The sequence below is a fragment of the Aquabacter albus genome, from assembly GCF_040049275.1.
In the GTDB taxonomy this organism is placed as follows: Bacteria; Pseudomonadota; Alphaproteobacteria; order Rhizobiales; family Xanthobacteraceae; genus Aquabacter.
Window position 1 is genome coordinate 43,111 of record NZ_JBDZDT010000008.1, and the last position, 15,157, is coordinate 58,267.

At 66.3% G+C, this 15,157-nt stretch carries 15 protein-coding genes; 8 read left to right on the plus strand and 7 right to left on the minus strand.

The genetic code is table 11. The features are described 5' to 3' along the window. Positions 1-287 precede the first annotated feature (287 nt). The gene (locus tag ABLE91_RS20480) at positions 288-1,040 is read left to right on the plus strand and encodes an SDR family NAD(P)-dependent oxidoreductase (protein WP_348933824.1); all 753 of its coding nucleotides are present in this window, start codon (positions 288-290) and stop codon (positions 1,038-1,040) included. Between the two features lie 110 nt (positions 1,041-1,150). On the opposite strand, the gene ABLE91_RS20485 is transcribed toward ABLE91_RS20480, so the two are convergent. Genes ABLE91_RS20485 through ABLE91_RS20495 form a run of 3 tightly spaced genes read right to left on the minus strand, consistent with a single transcriptional unit; the run spans position 1,151 to position 3,248 of the window. After that, complete coding sequence (locus ABLE91_RS20485) at positions 1,151-2,125, minus strand: glutathione S-transferase family protein (protein ID WP_348933826.1); 975 nt, start codon at positions 2,123-2,125, stop codon at positions 1,151-1,153. A gap of 51 nt (positions 2,126-2,176) precedes the next feature. Continuing rightward, positions 2,177-2,584 carry a DoxX family protein gene (locus ABLE91_RS20490; protein ID WP_348933828.1) on the minus strand — a complete coding sequence of 136 codons (408 nt, stop codon included), beginning with the start codon at positions 2,582-2,584 and terminating at the stop codon, positions 2,177-2,179. A 55-nt stretch (positions 2,585-2,639) separates the two neighbouring features. Then, positions 2,640-3,248 (minus strand): FMN-dependent NADH-azoreductase, encoded by a 609-nt coding sequence (locus ABLE91_RS20495; protein WP_348933830.1) that lies wholly within the window; start codon positions 3,246-3,248, stop codon positions 2,640-2,642. Positions 3,249-3,413: 165 nt separating this feature from the next. Here ABLE91_RS20495 and ABLE91_RS20500 point away from each other — a divergent pair, with 165 nt between their 5' ends. After that, positions 3,414-4,352, plus strand: coding sequence for a LysR family transcriptional regulator (locus ABLE91_RS20500; RefSeq protein WP_348933832.1), 939 nt, complete (start codon positions 3,414-3,416; stop codon positions 4,350-4,352). 89 nt (positions 4,353-4,441) lie between these two features. On the opposite strand, the gene ABLE91_RS20505 is transcribed toward ABLE91_RS20500, so the two are convergent. After that, the gene (locus tag ABLE91_RS20505) at positions 4,442-5,248 is read right to left on the minus strand and encodes an N-acyl homoserine lactonase family protein (RefSeq protein WP_348933834.1); all 807 of its coding nucleotides are present in this window, start codon (positions 5,246-5,248) and stop codon (positions 4,442-4,444) included. Between the two features lie 140 nt (positions 5,249-5,388). Here ABLE91_RS20505 and ABLE91_RS20510 point away from each other — a divergent pair, with 140 nt between their 5' ends. Genes ABLE91_RS20510 through trxB form a run of 4 tightly spaced genes read left to right on the plus strand, consistent with a single transcriptional unit; the run spans position 5,389 to position 9,552 of the window. Next, positions 5,389-6,861 (plus strand): aldehyde dehydrogenase, encoded by a 1,473-nt coding sequence (locus ABLE91_RS20510; RefSeq protein WP_348933835.1) that lies wholly within the window; start codon positions 5,389-5,391, stop codon positions 6,859-6,861. A 14-nt stretch (positions 6,862-6,875) separates the two neighbouring features. Further along, complete coding sequence (locus tag ABLE91_RS20515; RefSeq protein WP_348933836.1) at positions 6,876-7,778, plus strand: NAD(P)-dependent oxidoreductase; 903 nt, start codon at positions 6,876-6,878, stop codon at positions 7,776-7,778. Positions 7,779-7,780: 2 nt separating this feature from the next. Next, positions 7,781-8,494: an IclR family transcriptional regulator gene (locus ABLE91_RS20520; RefSeq protein WP_348933837.1), complete on the plus strand. Its 714-nt coding sequence runs from the start codon at positions 7,781-7,783 to the stop codon at positions 8,492-8,494. 29 nt (positions 8,495-8,523) lie between these two features. Further along, entirely contained in the window at positions 8,524-9,552 is a 1,029-nt protein-coding gene (gene trxB / locus ABLE91_RS20525; RefSeq protein WP_348933839.1) for a thioredoxin-disulfide reductase, read from the plus strand. Positions 9,553-9,587: 35 nt separating this feature from the next. Here trxB and ABLE91_RS20530 read toward each other — a convergent pair whose 3' ends face one another. The 3 genes from ABLE91_RS20530 to ABLE91_RS20540 form a co-directional block, all read right to left on the minus strand. Then, positions 9,588-10,580, minus strand: a complete 993-nt coding sequence (locus tag ABLE91_RS20530; protein WP_348933840.1) for a Bug family tripartite tricarboxylate transporter substrate binding protein — start codon at positions 10,578-10,580, stop codon at positions 9,588-9,590. 35 nt (positions 10,581-10,615) lie between these two features. Further along, complete coding sequence (locus ABLE91_RS20535) at positions 10,616-11,983, minus strand: MmgE/PrpD family protein (RefSeq protein WP_348933842.1); 1,368 nt, start codon at positions 11,981-11,983, stop codon at positions 10,616-10,618. A 175-nt stretch (positions 11,984-12,158) separates the two neighbouring features. Continuing rightward, on the minus strand, positions 12,159-13,109 hold the full coding sequence (locus tag ABLE91_RS20540) for an IclR family transcriptional regulator (RefSeq protein WP_348933844.1): 951 nt from the start codon (positions 13,107-13,109) through the stop codon (positions 12,159-12,161). Between the two features lie 71 nt (positions 13,110-13,180). On the opposite strand from ABLE91_RS20540, the gene ABLE91_RS20545 reads away from it, so the two are divergent. Then, on the plus strand, positions 13,181-14,857 hold the full coding sequence (locus ABLE91_RS20545) for a UGSC family (seleno)protein (RefSeq protein ID WP_348933845.1): 1,677 nt from the start codon (positions 13,181-13,183) through the stop codon (positions 14,855-14,857). 12 nt (positions 14,858-14,869) lie between these two features. Then, entirely contained in the window at positions 14,870-15,124 is a 255-nt protein-coding gene (locus ABLE91_RS20550) for a hypothetical protein (protein ID WP_348933846.1), read from the plus strand. The last annotated feature ends 33 nt before the right edge of the window (positions 15,125-15,157 follow it).

Consider the following 15,157-nt stretch of genomic DNA (forward strand, 5'->3'; position numbering starts at 1 on the left):
CCGGTCAGTCCGAGGGGGAAGCTAGGCGTTGCGGCTCTCGGGAGATAATAATGTATGACGCTCTAGTATTTACGAACGGCATACTTCTCCAGTATTTAGAAACGGCATAGTTCTATCGCATATTGTGTTGCGTATACGCGCATCCAGGCGTTGACGGCGGCCCCGCTGCGGGACCACCTTTGAACGGGCGGGTTCCTCGCCCGAAATCCCTTCTTCACCATCAGATTGCGCCCGCCGGCGGCACGGGAATGCGGGATGCTCCCCTCTGAATTCCAAGGACATGGAACATGACGATGGATGTATCCTGCTGTCTTCAAGGCAAGGTCGCGCTGGTGACCGGAGCCGCCGGCGATATCGGTCGCAGGACGGTCGAGCTTCTGTCCGCCCAGGGCGCCGTGGTGGTGGCGGAGGATCGCAAGCCGGACGTCGCGGAACTGGCCGTCGAGGGGCGTATCATCACCCTGGTCGGAGACCTGGCCGACGAGGCCACCGCGGCGCGGGCCACGGCGCTCGCCATGGAGCGGTTCGGCCAACTGGACATTCTGGTCAACAATGCGGGCCGCCATCTGAGCCGGTCGGCCCTGGAGACCACCGCCGCGGACTGGGACGCGGTGCTGAACGTCAATGCCCGCGGAACCTTCTTCCATAGCCGCGAAGCCCTGCGGGTGATGGCACCGCGCGGCGAGGGCGCCATCGTCAACGTCGCCTCGATCTCCGGCGTGGTCGGCATCGCAGACCAGGTCTGCTACGCGGCCTCGAAAGGCGCCATCGTGCAGATGACGAAGGCGCTGGCGGTCGAATTCGGACGGCGCGGCATCCGGATCAACGCTGTTGCGCCGGGCGTGGTGATGACGGGCTTTCTCGACGACCAGATACCCGACGGCCGCGCGCGGCTGGCCCGCCGTGCGGACAGCCATGCGCTGGGGCGCATCGGCACCCCTGAAGAAATCGCCGGCGTCATCGCCTTCCTCGCCTCGCCGGCGGCAAGCTTCATGACCGGGGCCATCGTGATGGCCGACGGAGGCTACACGGCAATGTAGCGCCGGGCGCCGATGTGGAGGATGAGAATTTCAGACATCGCAGCTTTGGCGGCGTTGACGAAGAGCCGGCCGAGCAAGGGGGACCCGTGTGACCCTGAGGAATGGCACCCTCACAGACGGCCGCGGTCCACATGGGCGTCGAAATCCCGGTCGGGGCCAATGGGAACGATGCCGGAGGGATTCAGCCAGGGATGGCTGCCGTAATAGTGGCTCTTGATGTGCGCGAAGTTCACTGTCGGGCGGAAGGCCGGAAGCTGGTAGAGGTCGCGCACATAGGCCCAGAGCGCGGGATACTCGACCAAAGCGCGGCGGTTGCACTTGAAGTGGCCGAAATAGACCGGGTCGAACCGCACCAGGGTCGTGAACAGGCGGATGTCCGCCTCCGTGAGCCGGCCGCCGATAAGATAGCGCTGCGTGGCGAGGCGCGCCTCCAGCCAGTCCAGCGTCTCGAACAGGCCTGTGGCCGCCGCCTCATAGGCGGGCTGGCGAGTGGCGAAGCCCGCCTTGTAGACCCCGTTATTGAGGGTGTCGTAGATGCGCGTATTCACCGCATCAATCTCGGCCCGATGCTCCGCCGGATAATAGTCGCCGGCCTGCGCCCCCACGGCGTCGAAGGCCGTGCTGAACATGCGGATGATCTCGGCGGATTCGTTCGAGACGATGGTGCGCTCACGCTTGTCCCACAGCACCGGCACGGTGACGCGTGAGGTGCAATGCGGGTCTGCGAGGAGATAGATCTCATACAGCTTTGAGGCGCCGTTCACGGTGTCGGGCACGACGCCGGGACCGTCCTGGAACGTCCATCCCTCCTCCCCCATATGCCAGTGGACGACGGAGAGGCCGATCATGTCGCCAAGCCCCTTGAGGCTGCGCATGATCAGGGTGCGGTGCGCCCAGGGGCAGGCGAGCGAGACGTAGAGGTGATAGCGGCCCGGCTCCGCCGTAAAGCCGCGCGCGCCTTCCGGGGCGGAACCGTCCGCCGTCACCCAGTTGCGGAAGACCGAGGGCTTGCGCTTCAAGGTCCCCTCGGCAAGCGTGGTCTCGAAGCCGGTGCGATGCCATTGCCCGTCGATCAGTTCGCCCATGACGCTCCCCTCCCCTTGCCGGACGCGGAGTGGGGCCGGCGACGGCGCCTGTCAAGCCGTGCGCAGCCGGCGGGCGTCGAGGCTCAGCGCACCCGCGCCGAACGCCACCACCTGGAGCAGCCCGCCGGTGATGGCGATGTTCTTCACGAAGTGGATGAAGGTGTTCTGGTCGGCAAGGTTGCTGTGGAACAGCACGGCCGCCGCCAGGGTGAAGACGGCGAGGCCGGCCGCCGCCACCCGGGCCTGAAAGCCCACGAGCAGCGCGGCGCCGAAGCCCACTTCGACCACCACCGCGATGCCGTAGACGACCCACGGAAGCGGGAGGCCAACGGCGGCGATATAGGCCTGCGTTGCGCCCGGCGCCGCGATCTTGCCGAGGCCGGAAAGGACGAACAGGAGCGCGAGGAGAAGGCGGCCCAGGGCCGCGAAACCGGACGTCTGCACGGGAGGATCCTTCATGCACGGATGGGGGCACGGCTCCCGCCCCGACAGGAGCGGAAGCCGCGGACCGGGATCAGGCGGCGATGGCCGAGATTTCCGCACGCGCCTTGGCGAGGGCCGCCTCGCGCGCCTCGGGGCCGAAGGCGATGCCCTCGGCACGAACGATGGTCACGTCCGTAATGCCCATGAACGCCAGCACGCCGGTGAGGTAGGTCTCCTGATGCTCCAGCGCGATGGTGGGGGAGCCGGGCTGGTAGATGCCACCGCGTGCGGATGCGATGAACGCCTTGCGCCCCTTCAGCAGCCCCTCGGCGCCGGCCTCGGAGTAGCGGAACGTCTTTCCGACCACAGCGACCCGGTCGATCCAGGCCTTGAGCTGGCTGGGAACGGTGAAGTTGTACATGGGCGCGCCGATCACCAGGATATCGGCGGCAAGAAGCTCGTCGAGATAGGCGCCGCCATGGGCAAGGTCCTGGCCGAGCACCGTGTCCTCCACGGGCCCGCCCTGCCAGGCCGCCAGATGTGCACCCGACAGATGGAGCGTCTTGTCTGCCGCGAGGTCGCGATAGACCACTTCAAGGCCGGGATGAAGCGCAGCTTCCCGTGCGACGATCTCCGCCGACAAGGCACGACTGACGGAATTCGGCCCGAGAATACTGGAATCAAGATGAAGGAGTTTCATGGGAATACCCTCCGGTTCGCATCAAGGTGCGGCCGATCACTTCGGGTCTTGCGTTTTCCCGAAGCGACGGTCTCATGGCGTCTTGTGTGCCACGCTTGCGACCCATGTGAATAGCCGTTATATTTCGATCCATTCCATCGGATATTCCGATAGATGGGGTTGGCCATGCTGGACGGAATTTCCCTCGACCAATTGAGAACCTTCATCGCCGCCGCCGAGGAAGGCAGCTTCTCGGCTGCCGCCCGCAAGCTCAGCCGCGCGCAATCCGTTGTCAGCGACCTCGTCGGCAATCTCGAAGGGCAGATCGGCGTCCAGCTGTTCGACAGGTCCGGCCGCTATCCCCGCCTCACGCCGCAGGGCGAGGTGCTGCTCACCGATGCGCGCTGCGTGGTGGCAGGCGTCGATGGGCTGAAGGCACGCGCCAAGGGCATGGCCACCGGGCTTGAGCCTGAACTGTCCGCCGTGATCGAGGTGTTCTTCCCCATCGGCGCCATCACCGAAGCGGCGAAGGAGTTCCGCGAGAAATATCCCGGCACGCCGCTGCGCCTCTATGTGGAGGCTCTGGGCGGCGCCTTCCAGCCGGTGATCGACGGGCGCGCCAGCCTCGCCGTGGTGGGCTCGCTCCCGCTGATGCCGCCCGGCTTCACGGCCGAACGTTTGGGCAGCATCGTGTTCGTGATGGTGGCGGCCCGTGAACACCCGCTGGCGGCCCATTCCGGCGTCATCCCGAAGGAGGAATTGGCGCGCCATGTCCAACTGGTGCTGACCGACCGGTCGGACCTCTCCGCCGGCCGCGAGTTCGGCGTGATGTCACCCTCCACCTGGCGGCTCGCCGACCTCTACGCCAAGCACGCCTTCCTTATCGGCGGCCTCGGCTGGGGCGGCATGCCGCTGCATGCGGTGGAGCGGGACATCGCCGAGGGGAGGCTGGTGGCCCTGTCCATCGAGGACGTGCCGCCCGAAGGGCTGCTCATGCCCATGTCGGCGGTCTACCCCGCATCCACGCCCCCCGGCCCTGCCGGACGCTGGCTCATCGAGCGCCTCAAGATGTGCCCCAGCCAGATCCCGCCAGGAGCGGTCTCGCTGGATTGCACCACGTTGTGACAGGCCGGAGACGTGGCCTCGACCCGGACTATTCCCTCGGCCCGCCGTGTTCCAGCCGCCGGCCTCATTGATCCCCTCCCCTTAGAGGGTCACTTGCAAGGGTCTGCATCCAGCCGCACGACGATGCCCTCGAGCCCCGCTGCGGAAGCAGGATAGCGGACGGCCACGAGGGGATCGTGGCCGGGGATCACGTTCGCCGGATCGCTCGCCAATTCATAAAGTGCCCGATAGCCTTCGAGCGTGTCCTCCACGCTGTGGAGCAGGTGATAGGGTCGGCCCTGCTCCATGTTCGCGTAGAAATGGCTGGCGTCCGACGCGATGACCGTCCAGCCACGCCGGGTCCAGACGCGGACCACCTGCAACCCCTTGGAATGGCCGCCGAGCCTGTGCACGGTAATGCCGGGCGCAAGCTCCCGGTCACCGTCGTGGAACACCACGCGCCCCTCAAAGACCTTCCGCACCATCGCCAGCACGTCGTCCTTCTCGAAGGGAATGCGCAGTGGCGCATGGCACATGCAGCGGCCCGTGCAATAGGCCATCTCCGTATCCTGAACATGGTAGCGGGCGCGCGGAAACAGGTCGTGGTTGCCGGCGTGATCGTAATGCATGTGACTGATAATAACGTCTTCCACATGGTCCGGATCGATGCCAATGCATTTCAACCCTTCTCCCGGCGAGCGCAGGAGCTGGCGGTTTCGCTTTAGCGCCATGGCCGCGTCGAAGCCGGTATCGACGATGAAGGTCCGCCCGTTCCCCCGGATAGCCCACACGAAATAGTCCATGGGCATCGGGCTCGCGTCGTGCCCGTCGGCGTCGAGGAAATTATCCCGGCGCACGGCCAGTGGGTTGTGGGCGTAGCGGACCGCATGGATCTCGTAAGGGCTCAGTTCCGGCATGCGCGCCTCCCCGTGAACGCTTCTTTTCCCGACCGCGCATTGGTGGCGACCGCTCTTGCAAAAGCGTATGCGGCGAGGCTTAATAAGACAATAGAATGATTGTTCTGTCAGATAGAACATCAAGATTTCAGGCCGCCGCCATGCTCCAGACCGCATCCATCGCCCCTGCTCCCATTCCCTTCCTGATCGGAGGCGAACCTGTGCGGGGCGAGGCTGTCTTCCAATCGGTCAACCCCGCGACCGGCCAAGTGAATTACGAGGTGAGCGTCGCCAGCTCCGCTGATGTGGACCGCTGCGTGGCCGTTGCGCAGGAAGCAGCGCGGGCGCCGAAGTGGCGGAACATGAAGCCCCATGAGCGAGCGCGCATCCTTTACGCCATCGCAGAAGGCATGATGGCGCGGGCGGACGTGCTGGCACAGATCCAGATGCGGGAGAACGGCAAGGTCATGGCGGAATGCCGCGCACAGGTTGCGAGCGCGTCATCGACCTTCCGCTATTACGCCGCCGTCTGCGAGACATTGGGTGCGGAGGTGACGCCGTCGCGCGGCGACTATCTCTCCATGACCCTCCACCAACCCTACGGGGTCGTCGCGGCCATCACGCCCTGGAATTCGCCTCTCACCATGGAGGCACAGAAGGTTGCGCCGGCACTGGCGGCAGGGAATGCGGTGATCGTGAAGCCGTCCGAGGTGACACCGACGGCCGCGCTGGAAGTGGCGGATATCGCGCTGGCTGCGGGCCTGCCGCCGGGCATCCTGAATGTCCTGACGGGCACCGGCCGCGACACCGGCTTGCCCCTGGTCCGCCACCCCGGTGTGCGGATGATCTCCTTCACCGGTGGCACCGAGACCGGCCGCACCATCGGCCGCATCGCCGCCGAGCGGCTGGTTCCGGTGGCACTGGAGCTCGGCGGCAAGTCGCCGAACATCCTGTTCGCCGATGCGGACCTGGAGGCTGCGGTGGCCGGGGTCGTCACCGGCATCTTCGAGGGGAGCGGGCAGTCCTGCATCGCCGGCTCGCGGCTGTTCGTGCAGCGCGCCGTGCTCGACGAGGTGGTAGGCCGGCTGAAGGCGCGCACACAGGCCCTGCGCGTGGGCCAGCCCGATGTGGCGGGCATGTCCATGGGTCCCCTCTCCTCCTTCGGCCATCGCGAACGGGTGGAGGGCTTCGTCGCCGACGCCCGCGCCGCGGGTGGAGAAATCCTGGCCGGCGGCGCGCGCCCGGAAGACCCTGCGCTCGACGCCGGCGCCTTTTACATGCCGACCCTGGTTGCCGGCCTCACGAGCGCGGCGCGGGTATGCCGGGAGGAGATTTTCGGCCCGGTCCTGTGCATTCTCCCGTTCGACGACGAGGACGACCTCGTCGCCCAGGCCAACGACACCGCCTATGGCCTCGCCTGCGGTATCTGGACGGCTGACTATAAGCGGGCGCTGCGGGTGGCACGGGCCATCGACGCCGGCACCGTGTGGGTCAACACCTACAAACAGCTCAGCATTTCGACGCCTTTCGGCGGGTTCAAGGATAGCGGCATCGGCCGCGAGAAGGGCATCGGCGGCATGCGGCTCTACCAGCAGGCCAAGAGCATCTATCTCGGCCTGGACGCCACCGCTTAAAGAGAGGCAGGACAATGAACGAGGGAACAGCGATCGGCTTTATCGGGCTCGGGGTCATGGGCGAGCCCATGTGTCGCAACCTCGCCCGCAAGATCGGGAGGCCGGTGGTCGGCTTCGACCGGGCGCAGGAACCGCTCACCCGGCTCGCTGCGTTCGGCGTCTCCGCTGCAGGCAGCCTCAAGGACCTCGCCACGCAGTGCGACACCATCCTCATGGCACTGCCCAGCGGAAAGCATGTGGAAGCGGTCTGCGCTGGTCCCGAAGGGCTGCTCGCGGCTGTCCGGCCCGGCACCATCGTCGTGGACCTCGGCACCTCGCCGGTAGACCTTACACGCGATATTGCCGCCCGCTTTGAAACGGTCCGCGCGCGCTACGCCGACGCCCCCATCGCCCGTACCCGCCAGGCTGCGGAAGACGGCACGCTCAGCATCATGGTCGGCGCAGATGAGACGACCTTCGCGGCCCTCTCCCCGCTCCTCGCCGTAATGGCCAGCGACGTCACCCATTGCGGGCCGGTGGGCTCAGGCCAGATCGTCAAGATCATGAACAACATGGTGCTGGTGGAGACCGTGGTGGCGCTCTCCGAGGCCATCGCCATCGCCCGCCATTCCGGCCTCGACGACCGCATCCTGTTCGAGACCCTGATGAAGGGCTCCGCCGACAGCTTCGCGCTGCGCAACCATGGCATGAAGGCAGTATTGCCAGGGACTTTCCCCGAGCGTGCCTTCTCCACGGAATATGCCCTCAAGGACCTCTCCTACGCCCTCGCCCTCGCGGCCGATCTCGGTGTGCGGGCGGACGGCGCACGGACCGCGGACCGCCTCCTCAAGGAGGCCGCGGAAAGCGGCTATGGTGACCTTTATTGGCCCGTGGTGAGTCGGATCGTCGACCCGCAGCCGCCGTCGAAGGAGAGCTAGACTTGGCAGCCACAGAAGCGCCGGGCGGTGTCGCGGCAGTCGACCGTGCGCTCGCCATCCTCGCGGCGGTCGAGGCGAGGAATGAGCCCTCGACGCTTGCCGAGATCGCGCAGGTGACGGGCTTCTACAAGAGCACCATCCTCCGCCTGCTCGGCTCGCTGGAAGGGTCGGGTTACGTGATGCGGCTGCGGGACGGACGCTATGGCCTCGGGGCCTCCGCCTTCCGCCTCGGGCTCGCCTATGAGCGGCAGAACCCGCTGCGCTGGCACGTGCTGCCGGTCCTCAACGACCTTGTGGAGAACGGCACGGAGAGCTCCTCCTTTCACGTGCTCCACGGTCCCGGCACCCGCATGTGCCTGTTCCGCGTGAATTCGCGTCACTCCACCCTCGACCGGGTGGAGGCGGGCAGCATCCTGCCGTTGGACCGCGGCGCGGCGGGGCGCGTGCTGCTGGCTTATTCCGGCGACGCCGGTTCAACCCACGCATCGCTGCGCGAGGCCGGCTATGCCCTCTCCCGCGGCGAGCGCGACCCGCTATGCGCCGCGCTGGCAGCCCCGGTGTTCGGTCCCTCCGGCGCGATTACCGGCGCACTTTCGCTGTCCGGCCCCAGCGAGCGCTTCACGCCGTCGAACGTGGAGCACATGCGCACGCTCCTCATCGCCGCAGCCGCACAGCTCACCCAATCGCTCGGTGGCGCCTCGCGCAAGGCCGGGTAACCCCGCTCACGAAGACCAACAGGCCAACGATGACAGAGAGAAACGAAACGGAAGGCGCCGCGACCGAGACGCGCGTGCTCATCATCGGCGCTGGCCCCGCGGGCTATACGGCGGCCATCTATGCGGCACGGGCGAGCCTTGCCCCCATCCTCCTGACCGGCCTCCAGCCCGGCGGGCAGCTCACCATCACCACGGACGTGGAGAATTATCCCGGCTTTGCCACCGGCGTGCAGGGGCCGGAACTGATGGAGCAGATGCGCGACCAGGCGCTGCATGTGGGCTCCGACATCCGGGACGAGACTGTCGTGACCCTGGACCTCTCCATGCGCCCATTCCGTGCCACCTGCGATTCAGGAAACGCGTTCCTGGCCGAGACGGTCATCATCGCCACGGGGGCTCAGGCGCGCTGGCTCGGGCTTCCCAGCGAACGGGAGTTCGGCGGTTATGGCGTGTCGGCCTGCGCGACCTGCGACGGCTTCTTCTTCCGCAACAAGGATGTGGCCGTGATCGGGGGCGGCAATACCGCCGTGGAGGAAGCGCTCTACCTCACCAACCATGCCTCCACCGTCACCCTCGTCCACCGTCGTGACCGGCTGCGGGCGGAGAAGATCCTCCAGGACCGCCTGATGGCGAACCCCAAGGTGAGGGTCATCTGGAACGCGATCCCCGAGGAGATCGTCGGCATCGAGGAGCCCGTGCGGCGCGTCACCGGCCTGCGCGTGCGCGACCAGGGGACGGGCGAGCCCACCACCGTGGACGTGAACGGCGTGTTCGTCGCCATCGGCCACGACCCGGCCTCAAGCCTCGTGAAGGGCCAGCTCGAACTCGATCCCTCGGGCTATATCCGCATCGATGCCTGGTCCACCCGCACCTCCGTGGACGGTGTGTTTGCGGCGGGTGATGTGGCGGACCCGAAATTCCGCCAGGCGGTCACCGCCGCGGGCATGGGCTGCATGGCGGCGCTGGAAGCCGAGAAGTTTCTCGCCGAGCATTCCCCCGTCGCCGGCATCCGCATCGAGGAGCTCGGCCGGCAGGACATGATCGGCGCGCAAGATTGAAAGACGGCTCCGCCCTTGGGGCGGAGCCTGAATGCTCAGTCACCTGCCTTCACGTTCGCGGCCTTCGCCACCTTCCCCCATTTCTCATATTCGGAGACGAGGAAGGTCTGGAAATCGGCAGAATCCTTGCTGAGCTGGACCTCGACGCCGGCCTGCGCGAGGGCCTCCTTAACCGACGGCAATTTCATAACGTCGAAGAGGGCACTGCGCAGCTTGTCCACCACCGGCGTCGGCGTCTTCGCCGGCGCAACGAGGGCGATCCAGTTGACCGCGATGAAGGAGGGTAGCCCTTCCTCGCCCGAGGTGGGCAGGTCCGGTAGAAATTCCGAGCGCCGGTCATTGGCCGTCGCGATGCCGCGCAGGCGGCCGGTCTTGATGAAGGTCTGCACCGCCGGAAGGTCCACCACCACGCCGTCCACATGGCCGGCGACCACGTCAGTGACGGCAGGCGCTGCGCCCTTGTAGGGCACATGAACGATGCGCGCGCCGGGCGCGGCGCTCTTAAACAGCTCGATGGCGAGATGGGGCAGGCCGCCGCTACCGGACGAGGCAAGGTTGATGTCGCGCGTCTTCGCGAGCGCCACCAACTCCTTCAGGTTCTTGGCGGGAACGCCGGGGTAGAGCGCAAGCACTTCCGGTGTGATGCCGATAAGGCTGATGCCGATGAAATCCTTCAGCGCATCATAGGGAATACTGTCGTTCGTGTGCGGTGAAAGCACCAGCGGCGACGCGCTGGCCACCAACAACGTGTAGCCATCCGGGTTGGACTTTCCCACATAGCTCGTGGCGATGGTACCGGCGGCCCCGACCCTATTCTCCACCACCACCGGCACCTTGAGGAGCTTGGACAATTCGGGCGCGACGACCCGCGCGGTCACGTCATTGGAGCCGCCAGGGGAGAAGCCCACCACGAGGGTGATCGGCCGGTCCGGGAAGGCGCCCTGGGCCAGCGCGGGCAGCGAGAGCACCATGGCTCCACATGCGAACACCGCAGCCTTCAAGGCACGCGTCAGTTTGGGCCGGCCCATGTGCGTTCTCCTCACGTTTTATGGTTATGCGCGGCCTAGCGAGACGCCGCGTTCAGCATCTGCGCGGCGTCGTCCAGCGCCGGCATGTTCAGGCACAGGTCCAGCAATCCATCGGCGCGCTGTGGCTCCAGGCTCAGCCGCACCAGATCGCGGAACTTCGTAGCGAGCTGCAGATCGCTCATCGGGTTGGTGATGCTGCCAATGGCATTCTTGGTGAAGCGCTCCACGGTCCGGCCGTCCCTGAGGCGCAGCGTAACCACCGCCTGGTTGTCCTTGAGGCTCTGGTCCGCCACAGCCTCAGACCGTTCCTGGAGGCCGCGCACCCTGGCGTCGCGGACGCAAGCGATCTCGCCCTGCTCGATTCCGGCCGCGCCGAAGACGAGCGCTGCGGCGACCCAGTGATAGAGGCTCACCTGGGCGTCCAGCACATTGTCCGGCAGCTTCCGCCAGCATAGGTTCAGCGCGTCGGGATGGACGCGCATGTCCACGCGTTCGATATCCGCCGAAACGACATTGTCCGCGTGCGCCAGCGCGAGGCAGGCATCGATGGCAGGATGGATGACGATGCCGCACGGATAGGGCTTGTAGGCGTTGTTCAGCACCTCGAAGCGGGTGCCCAGCCCGGTGCGGATAGCCTCGGCGTCATGGCCGCCGGTCAGCACCTGCAGCAGGCCATTCTTGCCGTCTATGGAGCCTGGCCCGCAGTCGAAATCCGCCGCCGCCAGATAGGCGGCCACCAACCCGTCGCGGGCGGCGACGGCCGGCACATAGGTGATGGCCATGCTGCCGTGGGTGGCCCGGGTCCCACAGGCCTGTGCGGCCGCGATGCCGATGGCGGACACCATCTGCCCATGATCGAGGGTCAGCAACCGGCCCACGGCGGCTGCGGCGCCGATACCGCCCGAAAGGCCGGTCATATACCAGCCGCGATTGCCGCCGCCCTGCGCGATGGCGCAGCTCACGCGGCATTCCAGCTCCATCCCGACCATCAGCGCAGCCAGGAGATCGGCGCCAGACACCGGCTTTCCCTTGGCAGCCAGGTCATGCGCCGCGCCCGCCAGCGCGGCAGCAACCGGCCCCGTAGGGTGGGTGATGGTTGCGAGATGCGTGTCGTCGAAAGTGTGGGCGGACGTGCTCAGGCTGTTGAGCAAGGCGGAATCCTGGAGGCTCACGCGCTCACTGCGGCCCAGCAGCGGGCTGGCGCCGGCAGACCCCATTGCGCAGACGCCACGCAGCGCCGCCTCCAGGGTCGGCGTCGAGGCCCCTCCGACCGCGCAGGCGACCCAGTTCACCCACGCCCGCACAGCTTCGCGGCGGACCTCGTCCGGCAGTGTGTTCCACCGCGCCTCGAGGGCGAAGTCGGCCATGAGATGAGCGACGGCGTCCTGTACGGTGCCGGTCATACCGTACCCATGACCGCGCAGATGCGTGCTTTCTCCATGAACTCCTCCCGTCGTTCTATTCTGCAGAACGATCATTTCATTTATTCAACCAAGGACCGAACCTCCCGTCAACCGGCGGCGACCGCCGGCAAGTGAATTCTCCGCATCGTGAGCCGCGAGCCGGCTTTTCCGGCGGCTAGTGGGAGGCGCGGGCCTTGGCCCCTCCCCGCGCCTTCAGCCCTTGCATGATGGGTTTTTCCGGATCCACCTTGATGAGCGCATAGGGCGAATTGGCGCTCTCCGCGTGCCAGCCCAACGCACGGGACAGCTTCTCGGCACCGTCGCACAGCAAGCTGAGGAGCTTGTGGTTGAGGGCATCGTCCATCCGGGATTCGGGATAGGTCACCGAGACGCTGCCCTTGACCAGGCCGTCCGCGCCGAACACGGGCACCGCGAGGCCGAGGGCCGTGGCGACGCCCTGCCCCACCGACCACGCATAGCCCTCCGCCCGGATACGGGCGATCTCGCGCCGCAGCTCCTTCTGGTTCGGCCGGTCACCGGAGACCGGCGAGGGGTCGCGCGCAGCCAGCGCCCGCTCGATCGTCTCCTGATCGAGATGGGCGAGGATGGCGTGGGCGGACGCGCCCCAGAGCAGCGAGGCGCGTACGTTCAACTCGATCACGTAGCGCATGGACCGGCTCGACTCGACCTGGGCCACGAACGCCTTCTGGAGCTGGCGCGGATAGTACAGCGAGAGCAGCGCCGTCTCGTCGGATTCCTGCATGATGTGGCGCAGGATCGGCGTCGCCAAAGGGATGATCGGCATACGCGCGGCGAGCACCGCGCCGACCCGGTAGAGTTCCGGCCCGGGCCGGTAGCGGCGGGTCTGCTCGTCGCTCTCCACGAAGCCGAGATTCTGCATGAGCTTGAGCAGGCGGTGGACCGTGCTGCGGGGCAGCTCGGTCTTCGCCGAAAGCTCGCTCAGGGACCATTCGCCCTGCACGTCGCCGAAACATTGAATCAGCTCGAGCGTGCGCTCGATGGTGCCTTTCGCATCCGCCACAGGCGCCTCGGCAACCGGCTCTTCCCGCACCTCATCGAACGTCGGCGCGCGCCCGGAACGCGAGCCCGCTTTCTTGACAGCCATTTTCAAACCACCTAGCGTTTGACCATTCAGTGGACTTATATTCCACTCAGTGGAACAATTGGAGAAGTATCTTGGCCAAGTTGAAGGTCTTCAACCCCGTTGCTGAATCCGTCCAGACGCCCATCGACCCGGCCCGGCGCGTGCCCGATCTCTCGGGCAAGCGCATTGGTTTGTACTGGAACATGAAGGCCGGCGGCGATGTCGCTCTTGACCGCGTCGCGGAATTGCTGCGCGCGCGCTTCCCGGGCACCACATTCAAGCAGTATCGCGGCTCGGTGGGTTGGGTGATGCGGCACGCGACGCCGGCGGACGTCCGCCTCATCGCCAAGGAATGCGATGCGGTCGTCGGCACCACCGCCGATTGCGGCTCATGTACCTCCTGGCTCATTCGGGACCTGATCGAGTTCGAGAAGGTGGGCGTGCCCGCTGTCGGTATCACCGCATCCCATTTCGTCGCCGACGCGCACCGCAGCGCCGATGGCTTCGGCCTCGCGAACCTCGCGCTCGCAGTCATCCCCGAGCCGCTCACCAACCAGACCCCGGACGAGGTGCGCGCCATCGTCGATGCGCATATCGAGGACATCATCGCCGGCCTTACGCAGGTGCAGGATGCGCCCCAGCTCGAGTCCGAGATCACCTTCCTGCCTGATACCTGGCTGACCTTCGACGGCGAGGACGAACTCGGCGCGCTGGAGCGGATGAACAGCGAATTCCTCCACTATGCCTGGAGCGACGGCCTGCCCCTGCTTCCTCCCACCGAGGAGCGCCTCGCCCGGATGCTGAAGGGCACCACCCGCGATCCGGAGGAAGTGGTCGCGGTGATGGAGCCCGGCTTCGGCAAGGCCACCATCGCCAAGATCGCGGCGAACGCGGTCATGGCCGGCTGCCGGCCGGAATTCCTGCCCATCGTGATAACGGCGGTCGAGTGCATGACCGAGCCGCAGATCAACCTGCGCAACAAGTCCATGTCCACCTGCCCACATGCGCCTATCGTGTGGGTGAACGGGCCGATCCGCAACCGCATCGGCCTCAACAGCGGCACCTGCGCCCTTGGTCCGGGCTCGCCCTCCTTCGCCAACTCGGTGATCGGCCGCGCCGTTCGGCTGTGCATGATGAATATCGGCCACACCTATGCCGGCGTATCCGACATGGACACCATCGGCTCGCCCACCAAATACTCCATGTGCGTCGCCGAGAACGAAGAGCGCAGCCCCTGGGCGCCCTACCACGTCGATGCCGGCTTCGGTGCCGAAGAGGACGTGGTCTCGGTGCTGTTCAATTGCGGCATCTGCGAGCTTCACGACTTCACCAACTACGACCCAGAGCGCCTCACTGACGTATTCGCCGGCGCCGCCATGAACACGGCGAACATCTCCACCGGCATGTGGCTCACCGGCCGCCGCGCCGATCCCCGCTCGGGAACGCAGGAGAAGGAGCACCACATGATGCTCATCTGCCCCGACCATGCGGACCAGTTCGCCAAGCACGGCTGGAGCAAGAAGGACATCCAGGAATCCATGTACAAGAAGGCGCGCCTCCGGTTCGACCAGATGATCATGGCCAAGGAGCCGAAGGCCTTCGAGACCAGCCACCCCGAGCTTGCCTGGCTCTACCAGAGCCCGGAGACCATGCTTCCCGTACTCGAAAGCCCGGAATGCTTCGAGATCGTGGTGCTGGGTGGCTCCGCGGGCCGAGGCGCCCTGCTCTATGGCGGCGGCCAGTCCCAGACCAAGCGCATCCAGGCATAGGGAGGCACCACCATGGCAAAGGACGTGCTGGCAAAATTCGCCCTCGACAAGGCCCAGAGCGTCGTCTCCCCGGACGGCGAGCTGGAGCTGAAGGATGTCCGCGATAACGTCGCCTACGTGCTCTATCGGGTGCACAAAGGGCAGGATCATTGCGAGACCTGCGTCGTCGGGCCCGACGACCTCCGGTTCTTCCTGGAGGACATGTTCCGCTCGAGCGCCCCGCACATTACCGGCTTCGACATCGAGGTGGAGGAAATCCCCGGCTGAGGCAAAGCCGGCGTATTGAAAACAACAAACAAA

Coding starts and splice junctions, on each gene's coding strand:
- ABLE91_RS20480 (WP_348933824.1), top strand. CDS start 288: ATGACGATGGATGTATCCTGCTGTCTTCAAGGCAAGGTCGCGCTGGTG.
- ABLE91_RS20485 (WP_348933826.1), bottom strand. CDS start 2,125: ATGGGCGAACTGATCGACGGGCAATGGCATCGCACCGGCTTCGAGACC.
- ABLE91_RS20490 (WP_348933828.1), bottom strand. CDS start 2,584: ATGAAGGATCCTCCCGTGCAGACGTCCGGTTTCGCGGCCCTGGGCCGC.
- ABLE91_RS20495 (WP_348933830.1), bottom strand. CDS start 3,248: ATGAAACTCCTTCATCTTGATTCCAGTATTCTCGGGCCGAATTCCGTC.
- ABLE91_RS20500 (WP_348933832.1), top strand. CDS start 3,414: ATGCTGGACGGAATTTCCCTCGACCAATTGAGAACCTTCATCGCCGCC.
- ABLE91_RS20505 (WP_348933834.1), bottom strand. CDS start 5,248: ATGCCGGAACTGAGCCCTTACGAGATCCATGCGGTCCGCTACGCCCAC.
- ABLE91_RS20510 (WP_348933835.1), top strand. CDS start 5,389: ATGCTCCAGACCGCATCCATCGCCCCTGCTCCCATTCCCTTCCTGATC.
- ABLE91_RS20515 (WP_348933836.1), top strand. CDS start 6,876: ATGAACGAGGGAACAGCGATCGGCTTTATCGGGCTCGGGGTCATGGGC.
- trxB (WP_348933839.1), top strand. CDS start 8,524: ATGACAGAGAGAAACGAAACGGAAGGCGCCGCGACCGAGACGCGCGTG.
- ABLE91_RS20530 (WP_348933840.1), bottom strand. CDS start 10,580: ATGGGCCGGCCCAAACTGACGCGTGCCTTGAAGGCTGCGGTGTTCGCA.
- ABLE91_RS20535 (WP_348933842.1), bottom strand. CDS start 11,983: ATGACCGGCACCGTACAGGACGCCGTCGCTCATCTCATGGCCGACTTC.
- ABLE91_RS20540 (WP_348933844.1), bottom strand. CDS start 13,109: ATGGCTGTCAAGAAAGCGGGCTCGCGTTCCGGGCGCGCGCCGACGTTC.
- ABLE91_RS20550 (WP_348933846.1), top strand. CDS start 14,870: ATGGCAAAGGACGTGCTGGCAAAATTCGCCCTCGACAAGGCCCAGAGC.